The 21780-nt window shown below is 59.3% G+C and carries 26 protein-coding genes and 1 pseudogene; 15 read left to right on the top strand and 12 right to left on the bottom strand.

What is annotated here, in order from left to right:
* Window positions 1–34: 34 nt before the first annotated feature.
* The 3 genes from ACTG2J_RS19430 to ACTG2J_RS19420 are packed head-to-tail and all read left to right on the top strand — an operon-like array spanning window position 35 to window position 2428.
* Window positions 35–715: a DUF484 family protein gene (locus tag ACTG2J_RS19430; protein WP_005336370.1), complete on the top strand. Its 681-nt coding sequence runs from the start codon at window positions 35–37 to the stop codon at window positions 713–715.
* A complete protein-coding gene (xerC, locus tag ACTG2J_RS19425; RefSeq protein ID WP_439997794.1) occupies window positions 708–1685 on the top strand; it encodes a tyrosine recombinase XerC in 978 nt (325 codons plus the stop codon). Before ACTG2J_RS19430 ends, xerC begins: the two co-directional genes overlap by 8 nt.
* Window positions 1686–1717: 32 nt before the next feature.
* Window positions 1718–2428 carry an HAD-IA family hydrolase gene (locus tag ACTG2J_RS19420; protein WP_439997793.1) on the top strand — a complete coding sequence of 237 codons (711 nt, stop codon included), beginning with the start codon at window positions 1718–1720 and terminating at the stop codon, window positions 2426–2428.
* A 76-nt stretch (window positions 2429–2504) separates the two neighbouring features.
* On the opposite strand, the gene ACTG2J_RS19415 is transcribed toward ACTG2J_RS19420, so the two are convergent.
* Window positions 2505–2903: an STY0301 family protein gene (locus ACTG2J_RS19415; protein ID WP_439997792.1), complete on the bottom strand. Its 399-nt coding sequence runs from the start codon at window positions 2901–2903 to the stop codon at window positions 2505–2507.
* A 45-nt stretch (window positions 2904–2948) separates the two neighbouring features.
* Window positions 2949–4475: a mechanosensitive ion channel domain-containing protein gene (locus tag ACTG2J_RS19410; RefSeq protein ID WP_151286515.1), complete on the bottom strand. Its 1527-nt coding sequence runs from the start codon at window positions 4473–4475 to the stop codon at window positions 2949–2951.
* A 145-nt stretch (window positions 4476–4620) separates the two neighbouring features.
* Here ACTG2J_RS19410 and ACTG2J_RS19405 point away from each other — a divergent pair, with 145 nt between their 5' ends.
* On the top strand, window positions 4621–5004 hold the full coding sequence (locus ACTG2J_RS19405) for a hypothetical protein (protein ID WP_088868371.1): 384 nt from the start codon (window positions 4621–4623) through the stop codon (window positions 5002–5004).
* 12 nt (window positions 5005–5016) lie between these two features.
* Here the strand turns inward: ACTG2J_RS19405 and ACTG2J_RS19400 are convergent, their stop codons facing one another.
* Window positions 5017–5799 (bottom strand): gamma-glutamyl-gamma-aminobutyrate hydrolase family protein, encoded by a 783-nt coding sequence (locus tag ACTG2J_RS19400; protein WP_021231832.1) that lies wholly within the window; start codon window positions 5797–5799, stop codon window positions 5017–5019.
* 396 nt (window positions 5800–6195) lie between these two features.
* A complete protein-coding gene (gene yjgA / locus ACTG2J_RS19395; protein WP_005336359.1) occupies window positions 6196–6720 on the bottom strand; it encodes a ribosome biogenesis factor YjgA in 525 nt (174 codons plus the stop codon).
* 114 nt (window positions 6721–6834) lie between these two features.
* Here yjgA and pmbA point away from each other — a divergent pair, with 114 nt between their 5' ends.
* Window positions 6835–8178, top strand: coding sequence for a metalloprotease PmbA (pmbA, locus tag ACTG2J_RS19390; RefSeq protein ID WP_058057516.1), 1344 nt, complete (start codon window positions 6835–6837; stop codon window positions 8176–8178).
* A gap of 87 nt (window positions 8179–8265) precedes the next feature.
* Here the strand turns inward: pmbA and murA are convergent, their stop codons facing one another.
* Genes murA through mlaF form a run of 7 tightly spaced genes read right to left on the bottom strand, consistent with a single transcriptional unit; the run spans window position 8266 to window position 12786 of the window.
* Entirely contained in the window at window positions 8266–9522 is a 1257-nt protein-coding gene (murA, locus tag ACTG2J_RS19385; RefSeq protein WP_439997791.1) for a UDP-N-acetylglucosamine 1-carboxyvinyltransferase, read from the bottom strand.
* A gap of 18 nt (window positions 9523–9540) precedes the next feature.
* The gene (ibaG, locus tag ACTG2J_RS19380) at window positions 9541–9798 is read right to left on the bottom strand and encodes a BolA family iron metabolism protein IbaG (protein WP_005306001.1); all 258 of its coding nucleotides are present in this window, start codon (window positions 9796–9798) and stop codon (window positions 9541–9543) included.
* Window positions 9798–10070: an STAS domain-containing protein gene (locus tag ACTG2J_RS19375; RefSeq protein ID WP_005336352.1), complete on the bottom strand. Its 273-nt coding sequence runs from the start codon at window positions 10068–10070 to the stop codon at window positions 9798–9800. The genes ibaG and ACTG2J_RS19375 overlap by 1 nt, the downstream gene beginning before the upstream one ends.
* Entirely contained in the window at window positions 10067–10699 is a 633-nt protein-coding gene (locus ACTG2J_RS19370) for an MlaC/ttg2D family ABC transporter substrate-binding protein (protein ID WP_005336350.1), read from the bottom strand. The genes ACTG2J_RS19375 and ACTG2J_RS19370 overlap by 4 nt, the downstream gene beginning before the upstream one ends.
* 2 nt (window positions 10700–10701) lie before the next feature.
* Window positions 10702–11199: an outer membrane lipid asymmetry maintenance protein MlaD gene (gene mlaD / locus ACTG2J_RS19365; RefSeq protein ID WP_005336348.1), complete on the bottom strand. Its 498-nt coding sequence runs from the start codon at window positions 11197–11199 to the stop codon at window positions 10702–10704.
* Window positions 11200–11206: 7 nt separating this feature from the next.
* The gene (gene mlaE, locus ACTG2J_RS19360; RefSeq protein ID WP_005336345.1) at window positions 11207–11986 is read right to left on the bottom strand and encodes a lipid asymmetry maintenance ABC transporter permease subunit MlaE; all 780 of its coding nucleotides are present in this window, start codon (window positions 11984–11986) and stop codon (window positions 11207–11209) included.
* Complete coding sequence (mlaF, locus tag ACTG2J_RS19355; protein ID WP_005336343.1) at window positions 11986–12786, bottom strand: phospholipid ABC transporter ATP-binding protein MlaF; 801 nt, start codon at window positions 12784–12786, stop codon at window positions 11986–11988. The genes mlaE and mlaF overlap by 1 nt, the downstream gene beginning before the upstream one ends.
* Before the next feature lie 207 nt (window positions 12787–12993).
* Between mlaF and ACTG2J_RS19350 the strand changes: the two genes are divergently transcribed.
* The 10 genes and pseudogenes from ACTG2J_RS19350 to npr all read left to right on the top strand — a co-directional run bounded on the left by ACTG2J_RS19350 (window position 12994) and on the right by npr (window position 19810).
* Window positions 12994–13989 (top strand): KpsF/GutQ family sugar-phosphate isomerase, encoded by a 996-nt coding sequence (locus ACTG2J_RS19350; protein ID WP_113740249.1) that lies wholly within the window; start codon window positions 12994–12996, stop codon window positions 13987–13989.
* Window positions 13989–14543: a 3-deoxy-manno-octulosonate-8-phosphatase KdsC gene (gene kdsC, locus ACTG2J_RS19345; protein ID WP_113740250.1), complete on the top strand. Its 555-nt coding sequence runs from the start codon at window positions 13989–13991 to the stop codon at window positions 14541–14543. Before ACTG2J_RS19350 ends, kdsC begins: the two co-directional genes overlap by 1 nt.
* Window positions 14540–15100, top strand: a complete 561-nt coding sequence (gene lptC, locus ACTG2J_RS19340; protein WP_439997790.1) for an LPS export ABC transporter periplasmic protein LptC — start codon at window positions 14540–14542, stop codon at window positions 15098–15100. The genes kdsC and lptC overlap by 4 nt, the downstream gene beginning before the upstream one ends.
* Window positions 15087–15614 carry a lipopolysaccharide transport periplasmic protein LptA gene (gene lptA, locus ACTG2J_RS19335; protein ID WP_040068817.1) on the top strand — a complete coding sequence of 176 codons (528 nt, stop codon included), beginning with the start codon at window positions 15087–15089 and terminating at the stop codon, window positions 15612–15614. Before lptC ends, lptA begins: the two co-directional genes overlap by 14 nt.
* Before the next feature lie 3 nt (window positions 15615–15617).
* Entirely contained in the window at window positions 15618–16343 is a 726-nt protein-coding gene (gene lptB, locus ACTG2J_RS19330) for an LPS export ABC transporter ATP-binding protein (protein WP_005336333.1), read from the top strand.
* 65 nt (window positions 16344–16408) lie between these two features.
* Window positions 16409–17847: pseudogene (locus tag ACTG2J_RS19325) on the top strand (RNA polymerase factor sigma-54).
* A gap of 21 nt (window positions 17848–17868) precedes the next feature.
* On the top strand, window positions 17869–18156 hold the full coding sequence (gene hpf / locus ACTG2J_RS19320) for a ribosome hibernation promoting factor (protein WP_042024526.1): 288 nt from the start codon (window positions 17869–17871) through the stop codon (window positions 18154–18156).
* A 2-nt stretch (window positions 18157–18158) separates the two neighbouring features.
* Window positions 18159–18605, top strand: a complete 447-nt coding sequence (ptsN, locus tag ACTG2J_RS19315; protein ID WP_005336322.1) for a PTS IIA-like nitrogen regulatory protein PtsN — start codon at window positions 18159–18161, stop codon at window positions 18603–18605.
* A gap of 45 nt (window positions 18606–18650) precedes the next feature.
* Window positions 18651–19517 (top strand): RNase adapter RapZ, encoded by an 867-nt coding sequence (gene rapZ / locus ACTG2J_RS19310; protein ID WP_236768683.1) that lies wholly within the window; start codon window positions 18651–18653, stop codon window positions 19515–19517.
* Between the two features lie 20 nt (window positions 19518–19537).
* Window positions 19538–19810, top strand: a complete 273-nt coding sequence (gene npr, locus ACTG2J_RS19305; RefSeq protein ID WP_005336318.1) for a PTS phosphocarrier protein NPr — start codon at window positions 19538–19540, stop codon at window positions 19808–19810.
* Window positions 19811–19827: 17 nt separating this feature from the next.
* On the opposite strand, the gene ACTG2J_RS19300 is transcribed toward npr, so the two are convergent.
* Window positions 19828–21732 (bottom strand): BglG family transcription antiterminator, encoded by a 1905-nt coding sequence (locus ACTG2J_RS19300; RefSeq protein ID WP_113740252.1) that lies wholly within the window; start codon window positions 21730–21732, stop codon window positions 19828–19830.
* Window positions 21733–21780 lie beyond the last annotated feature (48 nt).

Below are 21780 nucleotides of genomic sequence, written 5' to 3'. Positions count from 1 at the left end.
GCGAGCCCCATTTCTCTGATGGATCAACCAATTTATGAGCGAACTCAAACGGCAGGAGCAATCGGTGGATGAAGCCACTGTGCTGGAGTACCTGGCCCGTTATCCCGAGTTTTTCCAACGCCATGCCGCCGTGCTGGACCGGATCCGCATTCCCCATGAACGCAAAGGGTCGGTCTCGCTGGTCGAGCGCCAGCTGGAGCGTCAGCGCGAGCGGATCGAACAGCTGGAGCAGGAGATCACCGAATTGATGGGGATCGCCAGCGAGAACGAACGGATCTTCCGGGTCTATGCCGATCTCTACGGCGAGCTGTACGGTTGCCAGACCCTGTTCGAAGTGAGTGCCGTGATGGGCAAGGCCTTTGTCCAGCGGCTGCGCCTGACCGGGTTGCGGCTCTGGCTCAACCCCAAGAAGTTTGCCCTGAGCGGGCCCGAGCAGCGCTTTCTGGCACAGGGCAAGCAGCTCGAATCCCTGCTGGGTCAGCGTCTGCCGGGGCAGGATTACTACTTTGGCCGCCTGAGCCAGAGCGAGAAGCAGGCGCTGTTTGGCCACGATGTGCTGGTCAACTCGGTGGCCCTGATGCGGCTCGGCGATCTCGGTGTGCTGGCCTTCGCCAGCTCGGATCCCGGCCACTTTACTCCCCACAACGATACCCTGCTGCTGGGCCAACTGGGGCGCCTGCTGCAACTGCGTCTGCCCGAGTTGACTCATGGCTAGAACACCGGCCAGGGCGCCCGCCAAAGCTCCCGTCGTCACACCGCCACTGCCCGCGGCACTGGCGGACGAGCTGGCAGCCTTTATCGAATACCTGAGGGTCGAGCGTCAGCTCAGCCCTCATACCCGCAATAACTATCAAGCCCATCTGGAGGCGATGACCGCCGAGCTGGTAGCCCTCGGGCTCACTGACTGGGGTCGGCTCGAGGCAAGCCAGGTGCGCACTCTGGTGACCCGGATGCACAAGGCGGGCCTTGCTCCACGTTCCCTGTCCACCAAGGTCTCTGCCCTGCGCAGCTTTTGCGACTGGCAGGTGCGGCAGGGGCGGCTGACCGCCAATCCGGCCCGTGGCATCGTCACCCCCAAACAGGGGCGACCGCTGCCGAAAAACCTCGATGTGGACGAGATGCACCAACTGCTCAACATCACCGACGAGCAGGATCCGCTGGCGGTGCGGGATCGCGCCATTATGGAGCTGATGTACTCTTCAGGGCTGCGTCTGGCTGAGCTGGTGGGGATCAATCTGGTGGATCTGAAGCTCGACGACCGTCAGCTCAAGGTGACTGGCAAGGGCGCGCGGGAGCGGGTGCTGCCCATCGGCCGGATGGCGGTCGAGTGGCTGCAGAAGTGGCTCAAGGTGCGCCCGCTGCTGGCCGGGGACGAGAGCGAGGCGCTGTTTGTCTCCAGCCGCAAGCAGCGGCTGTCGGCCCGCTCGGTGCAGGCCCGCCTCGATGGCTGGGGCAATAAGCAGGCGCTCAACGCCCACGTCCATCCCCACAAGCTGCGCCACAGCTTCGCCACCCATATGCTGGAGTCCTCCGGCGATCTGCGGGCGGTGCAGGAGCTGCTGGGACATGCCGACCTCTCTACCACCCAGATCTATACCCACCTCGACTTCCAGCATCTGGCCAAGGTTTACGACAGCGCCCACCCCAGGGCCAAGCGTGACCCGGATGCGCAGGACGATGAATAACGGGCCCTGAGCCCCGTTGCAGAGGAGAGTCCATGCACTTCTATCGCCGCTGGCAGCCGGTTGCTGCCATCTCGTTTGACCTCGATGACACCCTCTATGACAACGGCCCCGCCATCGTGCGCGCCGAGCAGTGGATGCTGAGCCATCTGCGCAGCGAATATCTGGCTACCGCCATGCTCGACAAGCCGCGCTGGCTGGAGTTAAAACGCACCGTGTTGCTGGCCAGGCCCGAGCTGCGCCACGATGTCAGTCTGGCGCGCCAGCAGACCATCCGCGCCGCTATGGTGGCGGGGGGCATGGCTGACCAGCAGGCCAGTCGCGAGGCGGAGCAGGTGTTTGCTGCGTTTCTGGCAGAGCGCTCGAAGATCGAGGTGAGCGAGCCCACTCATCAGCTGCTGGCCAGACTGGCCGAACGCTATCCGCTGGTGGTGATCACCAACGGTAATCTGGATCTGGTTCAGGCCGGGCTGGATCGCTACTTCACGCTGGTCTGCAAGGCGGGGGCGGGCGCCAGAATGAAACCGGCGCCGGATATGTTTGAGCAGACCCGCAGCGCCCTCAAGCTGCCAGCGGAGCGGATCCTCCATGTGGGGGATCATCCCGAGACCGATGTGCTGGGGGCCCGTTTGCACGGCTTTCGCGCCGCCTGGCTCAACGAACGGCAGCAACCGTGGCAACAGCTGCAACTGTTGCCGGACGTGGAGCTGACGGCTCTGGAGGATCTGGCCGAGCTGCTGCTCTGATGGCGCTGGCGGGTGGCCCGGCTAAGGCGGTAATGGCTGTCATCGAATAGCGATATATGGCAAGGGGTTACGCCCGCTATTTGCGACAAACCAGCCCGAGCAGGGTGTTGCGATCGCGCTGGTTGACGCGGCAGTAGCTGATGCCGACGGGCAGCGCCTGCTGCAGGGTGATGGCGCTGTTCTGATAGCGGCAGACCAGATAGAGCGGGCGCAGGCTGCTATCGAGCTGGCTCCAGTAGTGGATCTCGTCGCTGTCGCCATTATCCGGTTTGAGTTGGGCCAGTTCGGCAGGATCTCCGTCGAACAGGGCCAGATTATCGAGCCGGTGACTGAGGGTTTCGTCCGGTTTGCCATCGTCATTGCGGGTGAACGCCTGCCAGCCCTGCTGCGGGGTCAGCAGCTGCTGGCGAGTCTCGATGGTGGCGGGACAATCAAATTGCAGGCTGGCGGCAAGGGCCAGGGTTGTCAGTAACATGGCTGCGGTTCTCTCTTCACGTCCTCAATACGATGCCATGCTACGTCATCTTCCGCCGAACAGCTTCATCAGCTTATCAAGCAGATCAAGCTGTTGTGGTGGCTGTTTCATGGCTTCCGCTTCCCGCTCCAGCAGCGCCTGCTGCTCCTGCTGGCGGTCGCTCAGCACCCGGTAGAGGGGCTCGACCAGCGCCTCGCGCTGCATCACCAGCTCCTGAAACATCCCCTGATTGATGCGATAGGTTTCGACGGTGGCCACCGCCCGTACCGTGAAGGAGCTGGGCTCGCCGGTGAGCAGGCTCAGTTCGCCAAAAAAGTCTCCCGCGTTGAGCGTACCAAGCTTCAGCTCTCGTCCCTCGACATTGACCACCATCTCGGCTTCCCCTTTGACCAGCACGAACAGCCAGCTGGAGACATCTCCCTGCTCCAGCATGATGTCGCCGCTGACGAAGGGGGCGAACTTCACCTGATCGGCCAGCTGGAGCAGCTCGTTCTCCTGCAACATGGCAAACAGCGGCAGCTTGCGCAGGGTATCGGTTCGTTCGGCAGTGTGGCGCTTGTGGCGAGCATCCAGATGCTGCTTCTCCTTGGCCATAAAGACGTTGAAGATCGGCGGGGTGAGGCGGCGATCGTTGCGGCGCAGGGCGGCATCGATCAGGCTGCGCACCATGGAGTCGGTCGGATCGTCGCGAGCCAGATCGGTCAGCCAGTAGCGCACCGCATAGCGGGCAATCCCTCCTTCGACGTTCATCAACAGGCAGTCCGGTTGCGGGTGCTTGGCAACACAGGGGAGCTTGGTCTCCCGCAGGGATTTCTCGATCAGCGCGATGATCTGGGTCGGCAGGGTATCCAGGGTCAGATCGAACCAGACCCAGCGCCGCCACTGCAAGGGTTCGCCACGGCGGCGCCCGAGCACGGTGAAGCGCTGTTTGAGCAGATGGCTGTTGGGGATGACGACTGTCTCCCAGTTGCGGGTTTCGATGGTGGTGGCACGCCAGTTGATCTCCACCACCCGGCCCTGGGTGGTGTCGACTTGCAGCCAGTCACCGATGGCGATGGAGTTGTCGAGCTGAATAGAGACCCCGGCCAGCAGGTTGCCCAGGGTGTCCTGCATGGCGAAGGCGATGACCGCGGTGATGACCGCCGAGGTGGTGACTATCTCTCCGAGCGCCATGCCGGAGGCGTAGAGGCGAAACAGACCCCAGCCGATATAGCCGATGGTGATGACGATATCGGCGATGATCCGCGGGATCCGCACATGGCAGAGGGGGAGCAGAAACTCGAACAGCAGGATCCCCCATATCTTGACCAGTATCAGGCCGGCCAGCAGGGTGGAGATCTCGATCAGCAATTGATGGGGCAGCGGCAGTTTGAACCAGCCCCCTTCCAGCTGGATCAGCAGGATCACCACCGCGCTTATCATCACGAAACTGAGCTCGGAGAGCAGCTCCCGTCGCTGTCCCGGACGTCGCCAGAAGTGGATCAGCATCAGGGAGAGGGTGAGCAGGGTCCAGAACGGGTGTTCGCCAATCCAGATCAGCGTCGGTAGCGCGGTGAGGTTTTCGCCAGCCATAGCAGCACCTTATTGTGGTTTTATTTCCAGCATAGCTGCTACGGCGCGGGGAAATGGTGCGTTGGGGCGGCAATTTATTTATCCTGTGCAGAACCGGGCAAAGGAGTGCGATTGAGTGAAATTTTCAAAGAAAATCATCTGTTTGATGGCCCTGTTTCCATTGGCTGGCTGCGACCTGCTGGCCGAGAAGTATCGGGTCGAATTCCGGGATGGCTCCTGGCGTGAAATAGCCATTACCCCCTTCTCCAGCGAGGCGCGCTGGCGCGAGGGGTGTGCCACCGGCGAGGTGCTGAGCGATATGAAGGTGCCCATCAAGCGGGGCGACACGGTCAATGGCCGCGAGCAGCTGCTGATCGGCGGCGAGAAGTTCGAGCTGGACGACAACAACCTCTACCGCAGCAACGGCATGGTGTTTGGCCATTCGCCTGACCATATCCAGCGCGGGCTCAAGGGGATGGATATCTGCCGCACCCTGCGCCCCGAGCGGGGCGGACTGCCCAAGCTCAAGGCGCGCGGGTTTGGCGACTGAATCGATGAGGGGTTAACTCGCTGCCATCAATGCACTGCGTTGGCGGCAGGCATCGCCAAAGGCTTGAAAGATCTTGATGGAGTGGGGGTTTTCATTGGCTTTCCACTCCGGATGCCACTGTACTGCCAGCAAAAAGGGTGACAGTGCGGGAGCATGAAGTGCCTCGATCAGCCCATCTTCTGCGTGGGCCAACGGCTCCAGACCCTTCCCCAACCGGTTGATGCCCTGCCCATGCAGGGAGTTGACCGGAATCTGTTCTTCCCCCATCAGTTCGGCAAACCAGCTGCCCGGCAGCAGTTTGATCTGATGGCTCGGCCCATACTGCTCGTCGACCGGATCGTCGGCATCCTCCCGGTGATCGTCATAACCCGGCTCGTTATAGACCTTCTGATGAATGTCTCCCCCCAGCGCCACGTTGATCTCCTGCATTCCGCGGCAGATACCGAGGATCGGCAAGCCACGGGCGAGCGCTCCCTTGATGAGGGGCAGATCGAACAGGTCGCGATCCCTGTCCTGCTGTTTTTCCGGCGTGAGGTTCTCCTGACCGTAGAGGGCCGGATCGATATTGGAACCGGCGCCGCTCAGATAGATGCCGTCAGCCAGATCCAGATACTGCTCCAGATCGGTGGTGCCGCAGCAGGTGGGCACCAGCAGCGGGACGCAGCCGCTTATCTCCACCAGCGGCATGATGTATTTGTGGGTCATCACCTGATAGGCGTGGCCGTTGCGGGGCTGGGCACCCATGGTCATCAGCACGACAGGTTTACGGGTGGCGGGAGGCTGGGGATTTGGCATAGGGCACCTTGATTATCCTTGGCGTTGAAGTCTCATCCTGCGCCTTGGGCAGGCCCTTGCAAACCGCTAGGGCAAGGGCATGCCTCAAGGCATGGTCATGGGATCCCGCGTCGGGCCGGGTGGCAGAATCGTTGGTCAGCCTGGGCAGCGACAGCCTGGATCCTCTCTTCAGTCTGCCAAGGACGTTCAATATGTCAAACAAAATGATGCGAAATTGTTAACGGTTTTATTTTGAACTGCTCTGAAGGGGCGATTTAACGGGGCTGTTGAGATGGGCCGTTATGGCTGGGGTAGCAAAGTGGTGGATATATTAAACGCGCAGGGATGGCGGGGGATGTGGAGAGGAAAAGGCATCAAGATAAACACGCCTCCGCGAGGGGAGGCGTGTTTCGGGGATCACAGCAGGTCTTCGATCTCGCCGCGCAGATACTGGTACATCTCGCGGTAGGCGACCGGCGGCTTGTTTAGCTCCCGCTCCTTGTTGGCGGAACGGATCAGCTGGCGCAGCTTCTGGCGATCCAGCTCGTGGAACTGGGACATCAGCTCGTTGAGGGCGCTGTCACCTTCGGTGATCAGGCGCTCGCGCCACTGCTCCAGCCGATGCAGGCGGGCATTCACGGTGGAGTGACGGTTCTTGATGATGGAGAGCGCTTCGGCAATCGGCTCGATATCGCGGCTGCGCATCAGGCGGCCGATGAACTGCAGATGGCGACGGAAGGACTCATCCTTCTTCGGCTTGAGTTTGCGACCCAGCTCGACAGCTTCTGCAAGCTCTTCATCCAACGGGATTTTTTCCAGCTCGCTGTGGCTGAGGGAGACGATCTCTTCCCCCATTTTCTGCAATGCTTCGGCATCGCGCTTGAGCTGGCTCTTGCTGGGGCCCCAGTCTTCGAACTCGTTGTCGTCTTGATATTGACTCATCGGTCTCTTGATTCCTGTCATTCACGTTTGGCAGATATGTTACCAGCTTCTCCCGCTGGGCGCAGGGGTCTGATATGCTTACCCCCCTTTCCTTCTTTCATACAGATGTGAGTTATGGATCAGCAAGACCAAATCCGCCAGGATCAAGCCCATCTCGAGGCCGTGGTTGCCGAAGCCCTGGAGATAGCCAAAGGACTGGGCGCCTCGCTGGCCGAAGTCTCCATCAGCAAGCAGACCGGGTTGTCGGTGAACACCCGGGGTTGTGAACTGGAAAGCATTGAATTCAATAAGGATGGCGCCCTCGGCATCGCTGTCTATCGCGATGGTTGCAAGGGATCTTCCTCGACCACCGATCTGAGCAAACCCGCCATTCGTGCCGCCGTTGAAGCGGCCATCGAGATTGCCCGCCACACCTCGGCCGATGATTGCGCCGGTCTGGCGGACGCCGAGCTGCTGGCTTGGGATGCCCCCGACCTGCAACTGTGCCACCAAATCGAACTGGATCCCCAGCGCGGGATCGAGCTGGCTATCGAGTGCGAACGGCTGGCGCTTGGTCGCGATGCCCGCATCAAGCACTCCGACGGCGCCGGTTTCTCCAGCCATCTAGGCATCAAGGTCTATGGCAACAGCCACGGCTTCGTCAAAGGTTATGCGGCGTCGCGCAACTCCCTGAGCTGTGTGCTGATCGGCGAGCAGGATGGCGACATGCAACGGGATTACGGCTACTCCTCCAGCCGTACCCTCGACGGGCTCTGGAGCCCGCAGCGCATTGCCGACGAGGCTGTGGAGCGTACCGTCTCCCGCCTCGGTGCCCGCAAGATCTCTACCCGTCACGCGCCTGTGCTGTTCCACCCTGACACAGCCTCCGGTCTGTGGGGCCATCTGGTGATGGCCATCAGCGGTGGCAACCTCTATCGCAAGTCGAGCTTCCTGCTCGACAAATTGGGCAAGCAGATCCTGCCCGAGTGGCTCACCATTCAGGAGTTCCCCCACCTGCTGGGCGGGCTTGCCAGTACCCCGTTCGATGGGGAAGGGGTGCGCACGCGAGATATGGACATAGTGCGCAATGGCGAGCTGATGAGCTGGCTGCTTACCTCCTACTCCGCTCGCAAGCTGGGGTTGACCACCACGGGTCACGCCGGTGGCATCCACAACTGGCAGGTTTCCAATACCGGCCAGGATTTTCAGGGCATGCTGAAAGAGATGGGCACCGGTCTGCTGGTGACCGAGTTGATGGGGCAGGGGGTCAATATCGTCAATGGTGACTACTCCCGCGGTGCTGCCGGTTTCTGGGTCGAGAATGGCGAGATAGCCTATCCGGTCGAGGAGATCACCATCGCCGGCAATCTGGCCGAGATGTTCAGCCATATCGTGGCGGTAGGTCGTGACGAGGATGAGCGATCCAGTCTCAAGACCGGCTCGGTGCTGGTAGAGAATATGAAGCTGGCGGGTCACTGATCCCGGTTTCAACAGAACCGAAACCATGAAAAAGGCCCCCTCGCCAACGCGAGGGGGCCTTTTTATCGGCCAGCGATCAGGGGGCTATCAGCCCTTGATGCGCTCGATGCGGCCACCTAGACCCTGCAGCTTCTGCTCGATGTCTTCGTAGCCACGGTCGATGTGATAGATACGGTCGACGATGGTGGAACCTTCGGCCACGAAGCCGGCCAGTACCAGACTGGCGGAGGCGCGCAGATCGGTCGCCATCACCTGGGCACCCTTGAGTTGCTCGGTGTCACGGCAGATGGCCACATTGCCCTGCAGTTCGATGTCTGCGCCCATCCGTACCAGTTCGGGAACGTGCATGAAGCGGTTCTCGAAGATGGTCTCGGTGACCATGCCGGTGCCTTTGGCGACGGCGTTCAGCACAGTGAACTGTGCCTGCATGTCGGTCGGGAATGCAGGGTAGGGGGCAGTCTTGATGGTAACCGGCTTGAGCGTGCGGCCAGTCATGTCGAGGGTTATCCAGTCTTCACCCTTCTCAATCAGGGCGCCAGCCTCTTCCAGCTTGACCAGTACCGCTTCCAGCAGAGTCGGGTCGGTCTTGCGGCAGGTGATCTTGCCGCCGGTGACCGCTGCACCCACCAGGAAGGTACCGGTTTCGATGCGATCAGGCTGCACGCTGTAGTTGCCGCCGTGCAGACGCTCGACACCGTCGATGGTCAGGGTGTCGGTGCCCGCCCCCTGGATCTTGGCACCCAGGGTATTGAGGAAGTTGGCCAGATCGACCACTTCCGGCTCGCGCGCGGCGTTTTCGATCACAGTGCGGCCATCAGCCAGGGTGGCGGCCATCATCAGGTTTTCGGTACCGGTCACGGAGACCATATCCATCAGGATGTGAGCGCCTTTCAGGCGACCATCGACACGGGCCTTGATGTAACCATCTTCGATGGTGATCTTGGCGCCCATCAGCTCCAGGCCGTGGACGTGCAGGTTGACCGGACGGGCTCCGATGGCGCAACCGCCTGGCAGGGAGACATCAGCGGCGCCGAAACGGGCGGCCAGCGGGCCCAGCGCCAGAATGGAGGCGCGCATGGTCTTCACCAGCTCGTAGGGAGCGACGTGGTTGTTCACCGCACCGGTCAGCACGGTGACGTTGCCGTTGACCTTGGTGGTCGCGCCCAGCATCTCCAGCAGCTTGATGGTGGTGCCCACATCTTTCAGGCGCGGCACGTTGGAGAGGTGTACCTCTTCATCACAGAGCAGGGTCGCGAACAGGATCGGCAGCGCGGCGTTTTTGGCGCCGGAGATGGTCGCTTCGCCGTTGAGAGTACAACGACCATCGATTTTGAATTTGTCCATTTTTACTTCGTTACCAAATCAGGAGGGCAATAGGAATTTACGTTCGCGTTTCCACTCGGCGTCGGTGAACGCCTTGATGGAGAGGGCGTGAATGGCGTTGCTGGCGATCTTGTCCATCAGCGGGGCATAGATGGCCTGCTGCTTCTTGACCCGGCTCATGCCGTCAAACATGTCACCGACGGCGATCACTTGGTAGTGACTACCGTCCCCTTTGACATGGACTTCGGACAATGGCAGAGCCTCAAGGAGTATCGCTTCAATTTCAGAGACTTGCATTATGCGTCCTCAGTTGTGAGCGGGGTTGACTGAAACAGCCCGGCCACCCCGTAGAGGTTGGCCAGGGTATAGAAATCACTGGAGGCGCCCACCAGTTGCGGTGTGGCGCCTCGCGCTAATACGGCTTTGGCCCATTTGACCAGCAGGGCCAGTCCGGCAGAGTCGAGGGTGGTGACGCCGCCGAGCTCAAGCTGGTCGTCCTGCCACCATTCGGCGCGGCGTTGCCACAGGTCATTGACCTGTGGCGCCTGCAGCTCACCGCTGAGAGTCATGGTTTCAACACCAGCGGCTTGGCGTTGTGTTCGCGCAACTGGGCGATCACCGCATCGATGCCGTTCTGGCGGATCAAACCGCCGAGCTCGCTCTGTTTGGCGGAGAGCAGGCTGATCCCCTCGGCTACCATGTCAAAGGCTTTCCACTCGCCGGTCTTGTTGTTCTTGCGCAGCTTGAACTCGAGGAAGATGTCCGGCTTGCCGGCCTCTTTCACGCTGACGTTGACGGCGGTGATGTTGCCGCTGGGAGCTTTGCCCGGCTCGACCTTGACGGTCTGCTTGTCAAAATGGGCCAGCGCATCGGCGTAGGAGCTCACCATGTACTCGGTGAACACCTCGACGAAGGCATTGCGCTGCGCTTCGGTAGTCTCTTTAATCTGGTTGCCAAGCACCTTGTAGGCGGCGAAGCGGTTGTCCACATAGGGCAGCAGCTCTTCGCGGATGATCACCCGCAGGTGATCCGGATTGCTCTTCACCTGGGCCTGATCGGCTTTCAGGCGGGCAAAGGTCTGCTTGGCAGCCTGATCCACCAGCGCGTTGGGGTCGGTGGCATCGACTGCGGCCTGGGCAGACAGGGAAAAGAGCATGCTGGTCATCAGGCCCAGCAGCAGGGCGATTTTCTTGAACATGGTTACTCCTTCTTGCTGTCTGACTTGCTGTCGGAGGATTGGCTGTAAAGGAACTTGCCAATCAGATCTTCCAGCACGATGGCGGATTTGGTGTCTTCAATCAGGTCGCCATCCTTGAGCATCTCGGTGCCCATCTCCTCATCGCTGAAGCCGGGGGCCAGACCGATGTACTGCTCGCCGAGCAGACCGGAGGTGAGGATGGAGAGGGAACTGGTATCGGCGAACTCGCCAGCGCTCTTTTGCATCATCAGGGTGACTTCGGGCACCTGGGTTTTCGGGTCCAGTACGATGTCGCTGACCCGACCGACCACCACGCCGCCGACCTTGACCGGCGACCGGACTTTCAGGCCGCCGATATTATCGAAATGCGCGCGCAGGGTATAGGTTTCTCCTTCCGGTTTGAAGCTCAAACCGGCCACTTGCAGGGCCAGTGCCAGAATGGCACCGATGCCAGCCAGCATGAAGGTGCCGACCAGGAATTCTACTTTGCTGAACTTCATCTTTACCTTATCCAAACATGACTGCAGTGAGTATAAAATCCAGGCCGAGCACGGCGAGGGATGAGTGGACCACGGTTCGGGTCGTGGCCTGACTGATCCCGGCCGAGGTCGGCTTGGCATCATAGCCGTTAAAGAGCGCAATCCAGGTGACCACCAGGGCGAAAATCAGGCTCTTGATGGCGCCCTGCATGATGTCTTCATGCCAGTCGACGGAGGCCTGCATGGCAGACCAGAAGCCCCCTTCGTCCACGCCGAGCCAGTCCACACCAACCAGCTTGCCGCCGAAGATGCCGATCAGGCTGAACATAAAGGCCAGCAGCGGCATGCTGATGACGCCAGCCCAGAAGCGGGGGGCAACCACCCGGCGCAGTGGGTCGACCGCCATCATCTCTAGGCTTGAAAGTTGCTCGGTGGCCTTCATCAGGCCGATTTCAGCGGTCAGGGCCGAACCGGCACGGCCGGCAAACAGCAGCGCCGTGACCACAGGACCCAGCTCCCGCAGCAGGGAGAGGGAGACCAGCGGCCCCAGGCTCTGCTCGGCGCCGAAATCCTTCAATACGTTGTAACCCTGCAGCGAGAGCACCATGCCGATGAACAGGCCGGAGACCAGAATGATGGCCACCGACTGTACGCCCACCACATACAACTGCTGGACAAGCAGCGGGAAGTGCTTGCGCGGTTCGGGTTTGCCCGCCAGCGCATGGAACAACATGATAGTGGCGCGACCGACGGAGCTGATAAACCGCACTCCGACCCGCCCCAGCTTGCTTATTTGACTTATCAACATCAGAGATCCTGTAGCAGATCGCCTGCCGGAAAATGAAACGGAACAGGACCATCGGGCAATCCTTTGAGGAACTGCTCGACTTCGGGATTGTGCTCCTCGCGCAGCTGATCCGGCGTGCCGTGCGCCACCACCTTGCGATTGGCAATGATGTAGGCGTAATCGGCGATGCTCAGCACCTCTTTCACATCGTGGGTGACGATGACTGAGGTGATACCGAGGGCATCGTTCAGCTCCTTGATCAGCTTGACCAGCACCGCCATGGTGATGGGATCCTGCCCGACAAACGGCTCGTCATACATGATGAGGTCAGGATCGAGCGCAATTGCCCGTGCCAGCGCCGCCCGGCGCGCCATGCCGCCGGAGAGCTCGGAGGGCATCAGTTTCGCTGCGCCGCGCAAGCCCACCGCCTGCAGCTTCATCATGACGATGGTGTGGATCAGCTCCTCCGGCAGGCCGGAGTGCTCCCGTAGCGGGAAGGCCACGTTGTCGTAGACCGTCATGCCGGTAAACAGGGCGCCGCTCTGGAACAGCATGCTCATCCGCTTGCGCACTTCATAGAGGCGCGAACGGGAGAGGGTGGGGATATCTTCCCCGTCAAACAGAATGTGACCGGACTCCGGCTTGAGCTGGCCACCGATCAGCCGCAGCAGGGTGGTTTTACCGATGCCGCTCGGGCCCATGACGGCGGTTACCTTGCCACGAGGAATGGTCAGGTTGATCCCGTCATACAACAGCCGATCTCCGTGACTGAAGGTCAGATCGGAGATGGTGATCAGGTCATTGTTCAAACAATTGTCCATCCGGTGTAAATGAGGTGCGAATTTTATGGGGTAGTCTAGGTCTAAGCAACAGCAAGGAACAACTATTGAACAGGCTGCAAGCCCATTTGCACGACAGTTTTCTGTAACAAAGTGCGTCATCGAGAGCGGGACTTGCCATCCGATTCGCTTATCCGGGCAGACTTTTTTATAATCCCGCAGCTAATTTCGGCCCGGAGCTGTGTCTTTATGTCTGTAAAGCCTGAGAAAGTGTCTGAACTGTTCGATTTTCGTCGCAGTGCCCGCGCGGTGCTGGACACAGAAAAGCAAGCCATTGATGGACTCTATCAGTATCTGAACGACGCCTTCGACAAGGCGTGCGAGATGGTGCTGCGCTGCGGTGGCAAGATAGTGGTCACCGGCATGGGCAAATCGGGCCATATCGGCAGCAAGATCGCCGCCACCCTCGCCAGCACCGGCACCCCGGCCTTCTTCCTTCACCCGGGAGAAGCGAGTCACGGCGATCTGGGGATGATCTCCAGTGGCGACCTTATTATCGCCATCTCCAACTCCGGCGAGAGTGACGAAATCCTGGCACTGCTGCCGGTACTCAAGCGCCGCGGCATTCCGCTCATCTGCATGACTGGCAATCCCGCCTCCACCATGGCCAAAGAGGCCAACGTGCATCTGTGCATCAAGGTGGAGAAAGAGGCCTGCCCGCTGGGTCTGGCACCCACTTCCAGCACCACGGCAACCTTAGTCATGGGCGATGCCCTGGCGGTCGCCCTGCTGGAAGCACGCGGTTTTACCGCCGATGACTTCGCCCTCTCTCACCCGGGCGGTTCCCTTGGCAAGCGTCTGTTGCTGCGGGTCGGCGACCTGATGCACTGCGGTGAGCTGTTGCCCCGGGTGGGGATAGATGCCACCATCAGCCAGGCGCTGCTGGAAGTGAGCCGCAAAGGGCTTGGTATGACGGCTGTGGTCGATGGCAATGGCCTGCTGGCTGGGCTCTTTACCGATGGCGACCTGCGCCGCATTCTCGACCAGCAGATCGATATCCATCACACCCCCATCAGCCGTGTGATGACGGCCAACTGTGTTACCGTAGGCCCAGAGATGATGGCTGCAGAAGCCGTCAAGCTGATGGAAACGAGAAAAATCAACGGATTACTGGTGGTGGATGGTGACAAGCGCCCGCTCGGCGCCTTCAACATGCACGACCTGCTGAAAGCCGGAGTAATTTGATGCAAAACGTACCGACCCTCTATGGTCCGGTGACGCGCAGCCAGTTTGAGAAGGCGGCGCAAATCCGCCTGCTGGTGTGCGATGTGGACGGGGTGCTCTCCAACGGCCTCATCTACATGGGAAACAACGGCGAAGAGCTGAAAACCTTCTGCACCCGCGATGGTGCGGGCATGCGAGCGCTGCTCAATGCCGGGATCGAGATCGCCATCATCACTGGGCGCAACTCCCGTATCGTCAGCGATCGGATGAAAAGCCTGGGTGTGGCTCATGTGGTGCAGGGGGCTGATAAAAAGCTGCCTCACTTCGAAGCGCTGCTGGCCAAGCTGGGGCTGACTGCTGAGCAGGCCGCCTATATGGGCGATGACACCATCGATCTGCCGGTGATGGACGCTTGCGGCCTGGGTATCGCGGTGGCCGATGCCCATCCGCTGGTGCTGAGCCGTGCCGATATGGTGACCCGGCTTGGCGGTGGCATGGGGGCGGTGCGCGAGGTGTGTGACCTCATTTTGCAGGCGCAGGGCCATGACGATTATCAGCCCGAGGCCTCGGTATGAGCAGACAGACCCTGTTGTTTGCCCTGCTGTTTCTGGTCGCGCTGGTTGCCTGGCAGTTGGGCAAGGTTGAGCTGGTGCCGGAAAGTGCCGTCATAATCGAAAACTATCAGCCGGATTTTGTCGCCAAAGATCTGGTGACCACCCGTTTTGATATCAATGGCAAGCGCACCGAGCGGCTGGAGTCGACCTACGCCGAGTATTATCAAATCCTCGAGCAGGCCACCTTCGACAAGCCGGTGGTCTACATGTATGACGATCAGGGTGCCGCCGAGTGGAAGGTGACCGCCGAAACCGGCGTGCTCAACACCGGCGACAACGTCATCCTGCGGGACAAGGTGCATCTGGATGGTCTGCTACCTACCTCTTTCATCTCCACACTGGATACATCCTATCTGGAGCTGGATCTGGTGACACAGGATGTGCGCAGCAACCGGGAAGTGAACATTCTGGGTCGGGATTTCCAGACCCAAGGGGTTGGCCTCAAGGGCCATCTGGACCGCAAATATTTTGAGTTACTGGATCAAGGCCATGCCATCTATTTCAATGAAAAACGCTAATCTGGCCCTCGCAGCCCTATTGTTGTGTGGTGCGGTGACCGCCAAAGAGTCCGACTTTGCCGAGAAGGTCTACGTCGATGCCGTCAAACAGGTGGCCGAGATGCAGGACAACCGCATCACCTTCGAAGAGGATGTGACCATCAATCAGGGCACCATCCGAATCAAGGCTGACAAGGTGGTAGTGACCCGTTCCGGCGAGAAAGGGGCCGAGGTGATGACTGCCTACGGTAAGCCCGCCACCTTCTTCCAGATCCTGGATAACGGCAAGCCGGTCAATGCCCACGGCAATACCATCCGCTACGAGCTGAAGAACCGGCTGGTGACCATCACCGGCAACGGTCAGCTCAAGCAGGAAGATAGCCAGGTCAATGGCGATCTGATCCGCTACGACATCGTCAAACAGAAGATGATTGCCGAGAGCAAGAGCCCGAGCCAGCGGGTCAAAACCGTGTTCCTGCCGGATCAGGTAGAGAATTTCGACAAGCCCGCCGACCAGAAGAAGCAGGGAAAATAAGCCATGGCAGTGTTAAAAGCAGTGGGCCTGCAGAAGAGCTACAAGCGCCGCATGGTGGTGAGTGACGTCAGCCTTGAAGTGGGCACCGGCCAGATTGTCGGCCTGCTCGGCCCTAACGGGGCGGGCAAGACCACCTCCTTCTACATGATCGTGGGGCTGGTACAGCGCGATGCCGGTCTCATCACCATCGACGATCAGGACATCAGCCTGCAGCCCATGCATGTGCGGGCGCGTAACGGCATCGGTTACCTGCCGCAGGAGGCCTCCATCTTCCGTCGCCTGTCGGTGTTCGACAACCTGATGGGAGTGATGCAGACCCGCAAGGGGTTGAGTCGCGAGGAGCGTGAGGACAAGGTTCAGCAACTGCTGGAAGAGTTCAACATCACCCACATTCGTGACAACCTGGGCCAGAGCCTCTCCGGCGGTGAGCGCCGCCGGGTCGAGATCGCCCGCGCACTGGCGGCCGAGCCGCGTTTTATTCTGCTGGATGAACCCTTTGCCGGGGTTGACCCGATTTCTGTGATAGACATCAAGAAGATCATTCAGCATCTGAAAGATAGAGGCCTTGGCGTCTTGATTACCGACCACAACGTCAGAGAGACTCTGGACGTATGTGAGAAGGCCTATATCGTCAGCCACGGCAAGATGATTGCCGAAGGTGCACCGGCGGACATCCTCGCCGATGAACAGGTCAAGCGCGTCTATTTGGGCGATCAATTCAGTCTATAGTAAGGGGGCATGCCTTCATTCTCTTTGACGAATGCCTCGCTGAACATAAGGATATCCCGACGTAGATGAAGCCGACATTACAGTTGCGTCTCGGTCAATCCCTGACCATGACGCCGCAATTACAACAAGCTATTCGTCTGCTCCAGCTCTCCACTTTGGAACTTCAGCAGGAAATTCAGCAAGCGCTCGAGAATAACCCCCTGCTGGAGCAGGAAGAGAGTGAAGTACAAGAGACCAGCCCGGAAGAGCCTGTTGATGCCAGCCAGCTGGATTCCAGCGATGCCATGGCGCAGGAGCGGATGCCGGACGAGTTGCCGGTAGATACCACTTGGGATGAAGTCTACTCTGCCGGGACCGCCCAGAGCGCTGGCCCTATCCACGATGGGGAAGATAGCGTTTATCAGGGCGAGACCACCGAAAACCTGCAAGATTATCTGTTGTGGCAGATGCGGCTGACCCCGTTCAGCGATGTGGATGCCGCCATCGCCCTCGCTATCATCGATGCTATCGACGAGTCCGGCTATTTGACCGTTGAGCTGGAGGATATCCTGCAAGCGGTCAGTAGCGATGCGCTGGAGGTCGAACTTGATGAGGTCGAAGCTGTGCTCAAGCGGGTGCAGCATTTCGATCCAGTCGGCATCGCTGCCCGTTCGGTGCAGGAGTGTTTGTTGATCCAGCTGGGGCAGTATGACCCGCAGACTCCCTGGCTCAACGAGGCCAAGGAGGTGATCCTCGAACATATGGATCTGCTCGGTAATCGTGACTACCGAACCCTGGCGCGCAAGACCAAACTCAAAGAGAGCGACCTCAAGTCGGTGCTGGATCTGATCCAGCTGCTGGAGCCGCGCCCCGGCAATGGCATCATCCAGAGTGACTCCCAGTATGTGATCCCCGATGTCTCTGTGGTCAAGAAGGGTAGCAAGTGGGTCGTTGAGCTAAACCTGATTCTTCCCCGCGCATCCGGGTCAACGAGACCTATGCTGCCATGGCCCGCAATGCGCGCAGTGGCACGGATACCCAATTTATTCGCTCCCATCTGCAGGAAGCCAAATGGTTCATCAAGAGCCTCGAGAGTCGCAATGATACCCTGCTGAAAGTAGCCTGTTGTATTGTCGAGCAACAACAGGGCTTTTTCGAGTATGGTGAAGAGGCGATGAAGCCGATGGTGCTCAACGACATCGCCGAAGCGGTGGAGATGCATGAATCGACCATTTCCCGGGTGACAACCCAGAAATACATGCATACCCCAAGGGGCATATTTGAACTGAAGTTTTTTTTCTCCAGCCATGTGAACACCGAAGGAGGAGGAGAGTGCTCATCGACCGCAATTCGCGCGCTCATCAAGAAGCTGGTCACGGCAGAGAATCCTGCCAAGCCGTTAAGTGATAGCAAGATCGCGGATTTGCTGGCCGAACAGGGTATTATGGTGGCGAGACGCACGATCGCTAAGTATCGCGAATCCTTGTTTATCGCACCTTCCAATCAGCGTAAACGCCTGGTTTAGGCAAAACAAAAGGATGATGTTATGCAAATTAACCTGACCGGACACCATGTCGAGATCACCGAAGCTCTGCGTGAATACGTGAGTAACAAATTTGCCAAACTCGAGCGTCACTTTGACCACATTAATAATGTTCATGTGGTGCTTAGTGTGGAAAAACTGAACCAGATAGCGGAAGCTAAATTGCATGTCAGTGGCGGCGAAGTGTTTGCTACCTCTGAGCATGCTGATATGTATGCTGCGATAGACACCTTGCTCGACAAGCTGGACAGGCAGATCATCAAGCACAAAGATAAGTTAAATAAAAAATAACTATGCAACTTGAACATATATTGAGTCGGGACTGCACCAAAAGTGCAGTCCCTTGTACCAGCAAGAAACGCGCCCTCGAAATCATCAGCGAGTTGGCCGCCGAACGCCTTGGCACCTCCCGTCAGGCGCTGTTCGAATGCTTGTTGGCCCGCGAAAAAATGGGTAGTACCGGGATCGGTGCCGGTATTGCGATACCCCACGGTCGTATTGACGATGAGTTCCCGCCAACCGCGATCCTGATGACCTTTGCCGACCCTATTCCTTTCGACTCCATCGACAATCAACCGGTTGACCTGCTGTTTGCCTTGCTGGTGCCGGAAAGCGAGTGCAAGCAGCATCTCAAGACCCTTTCTCTGATGGCTTCCAAGCTGGGTGACAAGGCGGTTTGCCGCCAGTTGCGTCAGGCAACCAGCGACGAAGAGCTCTATCAGATCATGACCTCGGCCTGACAGCAGGCCAAGGATGAGACACCCGTTTTGGCGTGAGGGAACAAGATGCAGTTAATCGTGGTAAGTGGACGTTCGGGCTCCGGTAAAACGGTAGCCCTGCGAGTGCTGGAAGATCTGGGTTACTACTGTGTGGACAACCTGCCGGTCAATCTGCTGCCCCAGCTGATTGTCTCGGTGGAGAGCCAGTACGACAAGCTGGCGGTCAGTATCGATGTGCGCAACCTGCCGAGCGATCCGGAGAAACTGGAAAATCTGCTGGCTCAGGTGCGCAATGAGGGGCGGGTAGAGTTCTCCAGCTTCTTCTTCGACGCCGACAACGGCACTCTGCTCAAGCGCTATGGCGAGAGCCGTCGCTTGCACCCCCTCTCGCGCAACAAGCTGTCGCTGGATGAGGCGATTCGGGAGGAGACCCACCTGCTGGCGCCTATCTCCTCGACCGCTGACCTGCGCATCGACACCACCACCCTCAGCATTCACGACCTGAGCGAGCTCATCAAGACCCGGGTACTCGGCAAGAAAGAGAACGAGCTGGTGCTGGTGTTCGAGTCGTTCGGCTTCAAGTACGGCATTCCCAAGGATGCCGACTTCGTGTTCGATGCCCGCTTCCTGCCCAACCCGCACTGGATCCCCGAGCTCAAACCGTTTACCGGCAAGGATAAGCCGGTCGCCAACTACCTCTCGGCGCAGGCCGATGTGATGCTGTTTACTCAGCAGATCGAAAACATGCTGGCGACCTGGTTGCCCCATCTGGAGCGCAACAATCGCAGCTACCTCACGGTCGGCATCGGTTGCACCGGTGGTCAGCACCGCTCGGTCTTTATTGCAGAGCGGCTGGCCAGTGCATTCCGTTTGCTTGGCAAGAACGTGCAGATCCGCCACCGCACTCTCGACAAGAGTGCCCCCCAATCTTGACGGACCAATAGGACAACCCGATGACTGTTTCCGCCTCGGTTGAAGTGAAAAACAAGCTGGGTATTCATGCCAGACCAGCCATGATGCTGTTCGAGCTGGTGCAGGGTTTCGATGCTCATGTGCTGCTGCGCAATGAAGATGGTGTGGAGGCCGATGCTGACAGTATCATCGGCCTGCTGATGCTGGATTCCGCGCAAGGGCGGCAGGTGGAAGTACAGGTTGAGGGCCCCGAAGAGGTCGAGGCCCTGGCCGCCGTGGTGGAGCTGTTCACTTCCGGCTTCAACGAGGAGTAGTCACTCCTTGTTTTATGTTATGAACCGGTACGCGCCAGCGCTTTGAAGCTGGCAAAATCGCGACAAGCCAGCAGATTCCTGCTGGCTTTTTCGTTCATCAGTGCCAGAAACAGGTCGTAGAGACCCATCGCCTCCTCGTAATCGGCTTTGCTGATGGCCAGCACGAAGATGAGCGTCGCGATTTCCCCGTTGCCCCAGTCGATCCCCTGCGGTGCCAGTACGGTGTACACCAGAGTGCGGCGCGCCAGCAGACCGAGAGAGTGGGGCAGGGCGATCCCTTCTCCCAGCATGGTGGAGACGATCCGCTCCCGCTCCTGCAGTGAGGCTCTGAAGCCGCTCTCCACCAGATCTTCCGCCTCCAGCTGATCACAGATACGGGCAAACAGTTCGGCCTGGGTAAGGGGTTCTTTGACCACCATGAAGTGGTCGGCATCGAAATATTTGTCGAGCATGTAGGGTCGGGTGCGGTCGATCAGCACCAGCTTGCCAAGCTGCTCCAGCTGGTATTGGGTCGGGAAGGGGGCAACGAGTACCACGGGGGCGTTTTTTTCGTTCACCTTGACGGTACTGATGACAAAGTCCTGCGCGATCTGCGCCAGACCTTCGTAATCCCGCACCGATTCAAGTGTGGTCAGCTGCAACTGGGGATACTCCCGCTTGATACGTGCTTCCAGCACCCGGAAGGTGGCGTTGCCCGCATCGCAAAGCAATAGCGCCTGCGGGCGGCGGGTATAGCCGATATCGTAATGGCGCTCCAGCCCGACCCCGATATGGATCACCAGATAGCCGATCTCGTGGTGGGTCAATCGGTAGGGGGTCTGCTTGATCCACTCCGAAATGGCCGCCAGCGTAATGTCGTAGGCGAGGGGGTAGTACTGCTTGATGTGATCGGCCAGCGGGTTGTGGTTGCCTATCTGGTATTTGACCCGTAGCAGCATGGTGCTGATATGGGTTTGCAGGTCGGCCCGCAGCTGTTGGTCGCCTTGCAGGTCGTAAGGGTAGTGTTGATGAATGTAGGTCAGCAGATGCTCCACCAGCTGTTCGCTCTCGGCGGCCATTGCAGGGCTGAGCTGGGGAGTATCGGCAATCAGGCGCGCCTGGATCTGGATGGCGAGCCCGGAGATCTCGTCCTCTACGGGGGGCGTCAGGGTTGGCAATACCGCATAAATATCGCGAGATACTGCCAGCAGCGGCAGAGTCAGATCTTCGCTGGCGAAGTGGCGCAACTCGTGACCGGATGCCTGACGCAGCAGGGCAACGGCGCAGTAGATGGAGAGCTGCTGCAAGCTCTCGTCAGCGAGACGCAGCTGATGTCGGGCAAGCTGGGCATGGATATGATTACCCACTACCTCCATCGTTTTGCTGGGGCAGAGGTTGGGCAACAGGGTTTGCAACTGGTTGTTGTGCAGCAACTCCTGATAGAGCAGCTGGGTCAGACAGGCCCGGATCGCCGTCTCCTCCCCCTGAATGCGCATCCCCAGGCGGGGTTTGCTCTCAACGCTGAGCCTGAAGTGGCTGAGTTGCTCACGGACTTCCGCCATATCCCCCTGCAGTGCCGCCCGGCTCAGATACCAGGTATCAGCCAGCTCATCGAGCTTGATCCCCTGCTCTGCTGTCAATAGCAGGATCTGCAGGTGCAGCACCCGCTCCCGGCTGGTGCGTGGCAGGCCGCTATCCTGACCCTGGGCCGCCAGCAGAGCGTCGAACAGTCCCTGATTGTAGATTTTCAGCTGGTAGCCGCTGCCACGTTGGTGGATCAGGTGAGCGCCGTGCGTGGCAATCAGTTCGTTGAGGGTCGCCACATCGGTGCGCACCGTGCGGGTGGAGACATTGAGGCGGCGAGCCAGCTCCTCCTGCGGCAGTGGTTCGGCATGGAGCTGGATCAGCAGTTGATGGAGCCTGGGGTGTGGCAGCTTGATCATAGGGGGTATGCAAGACTCCTGTTGCGAGATAAAGGGTCGATGTTAACA

The sequence above is a fragment of the Aeromonas sp. 6P genome, from assembly GCF_051919525.1.
GTDB lineage: Bacteria > Pseudomonadota > Gammaproteobacteria > Enterobacterales > Aeromonadaceae > Aeromonas > Aeromonas veronii.
The sequence above is the reverse complement of the archived record's forward strand: the minus strand, read 5'-3'. Positions and strand labels throughout refer to the sequence as shown.

What these genes read in the sequence shown, in the direction of transcription:
- ACTG2J_RS19300 (WP_113740252.1), bottom strand. Translation starts at nt 21,732, where the DNA reads ATGATCAAGCTGCCACACCCCAGGCTCCATCAACTGCTGATCCAGCTC.
- hpf (WP_042024526.1), top strand. Translation starts at nt 17,869, where the DNA reads ATGCAAATTAACCTGACCGGACACCATGTCGAGATCACCGAAGCTCTG.
- rapZ (WP_236768683.1), top strand. Translation starts at nt 18,651, where the DNA reads ATGCAGTTAATCGTGGTAAGTGGACGTTCGGGCTCCGGTAAAACGGTA.
- kdsC (WP_113740250.1), top strand. Translation starts at nt 13,989, where the DNA reads ATGCAAAACGTACCGACCCTCTATGGTCCGGTGACGCGCAGCCAGTTT.
- ACTG2J_RS19370 (WP_005336350.1), bottom strand. Translation starts at nt 10,699, where the DNA reads ATGTTCAAGAAAATCGCCCTGCTGCTGGGCCTGATGACCAGCATGCTC.
- ACTG2J_RS19375 (WP_005336352.1), bottom strand. Translation starts at nt 10,070, where the DNA reads ATGACTCTCAGCGGTGAGCTGCAGGCGCCACAGGTCAATGACCTGTGG.
- lptA (WP_040068817.1), top strand. Translation starts at nt 15,087, where the DNA reads ATGAAAAACGCTAATCTGGCCCTCGCAGCCCTATTGTTGTGTGGTGCG.
- ACTG2J_RS19400 (WP_021231832.1), bottom strand. Translation starts at nt 5,799, where the DNA reads ATGCCAAATCCCCAGCCTCCCGCCACCCGTAAACCTGTCGTGCTGATG.
- ACTG2J_RS19420 (WP_439997793.1), top strand. Translation starts at nt 1,718, where the DNA reads ATGCACTTCTATCGCCGCTGGCAGCCGGTTGCTGCCATCTCGTTTGAC.
- xerC (WP_439997794.1), top strand. Translation starts at nt 708, where the DNA reads ATGGCTAGAACACCGGCCAGGGCGCCCGCCAAAGCTCCCGTCGTCACA.
- ACTG2J_RS19350 (WP_113740249.1), top strand. Translation starts at nt 12,994, where the DNA reads ATGTCTGTAAAGCCTGAGAAAGTGTCTGAACTGTTCGATTTTCGTCGC.
- mlaF (WP_005336343.1), bottom strand. Translation starts at nt 12,786, where the DNA reads ATGGACAATTGTTTGAACAATGACCTGATCACCATCTCCGATCTGACC.
- ptsN (WP_005336322.1), top strand. Translation starts at nt 18,159, where the DNA reads ATGCAACTTGAACATATATTGAGTCGGGACTGCACCAAAAGTGCAGTC.
- ACTG2J_RS19430 (WP_005336370.1), top strand. Translation starts at nt 35, where the DNA reads ATGAGCGAACTCAAACGGCAGGAGCAATCGGTGGATGAAGCCACTGTG.
- mlaE (WP_005336345.1), bottom strand. Translation starts at nt 11,986, where the DNA reads ATGTTGATAAGTCAAATAAGCAAGCTGGGGCGGGTCGGAGTGCGGTTT.
- pmbA (WP_058057516.1), top strand. Translation starts at nt 6,835, where the DNA reads ATGGATCAGCAAGACCAAATCCGCCAGGATCAAGCCCATCTCGAGGCC.
- ACTG2J_RS19405 (WP_088868371.1), top strand. Translation starts at nt 4,621, where the DNA reads ATGGCCCTGTTTCCATTGGCTGGCTGCGACCTGCTGGCCGAGAAGTAT.
- ACTG2J_RS19410 (WP_151286515.1), bottom strand. Translation starts at nt 4,475, where the DNA reads ATGGCTGGCGAAAACCTCACCGCGCTACCGACGCTGATCTGGATTGGC.
- mlaD (WP_005336348.1), bottom strand. Translation starts at nt 11,199, where the DNA reads ATGAAGTTCAGCAAAGTAGAATTCCTGGTCGGCACCTTCATGCTGGCT.
- lptB (WP_005336333.1), top strand. Translation starts at nt 15,618, where the DNA reads ATGGCAGTGTTAAAAGCAGTGGGCCTGCAGAAGAGCTACAAGCGCCGC.
- murA (WP_439997791.1), bottom strand. Translation starts at nt 9,522, where the DNA reads ATGGACAAATTCAAAATCGATGGTCGTTGTACTCTCAACGGCGAAGCG.
- yjgA (WP_005336359.1), bottom strand. Translation starts at nt 6,720, where the DNA reads ATGAGTCAATATCAAGACGACAACGAGTTCGAAGACTGGGGCCCCAGC.
- lptC (WP_439997790.1), top strand. Translation starts at nt 14,540, where the DNA reads ATGAGCAGACAGACCCTGTTGTTTGCCCTGCTGTTTCTGGTCGCGCTG.
- ibaG (WP_005306001.1), bottom strand. Translation starts at nt 9,798, where the DNA reads ATGCAAGTCTCTGAAATTGAAGCGATACTCCTTGAGGCTCTGCCATTG.
- ACTG2J_RS19415 (WP_439997792.1), bottom strand. Translation starts at nt 2,903, where the DNA reads ATGTTACTGACAACCCTGGCCCTTGCCGCCAGCCTGCAATTTGATTGT.
- npr (WP_005336318.1), top strand. Translation starts at nt 19,538, where the DNA reads ATGACTGTTTCCGCCTCGGTTGAAGTGAAAAACAAGCTGGGTATTCAT.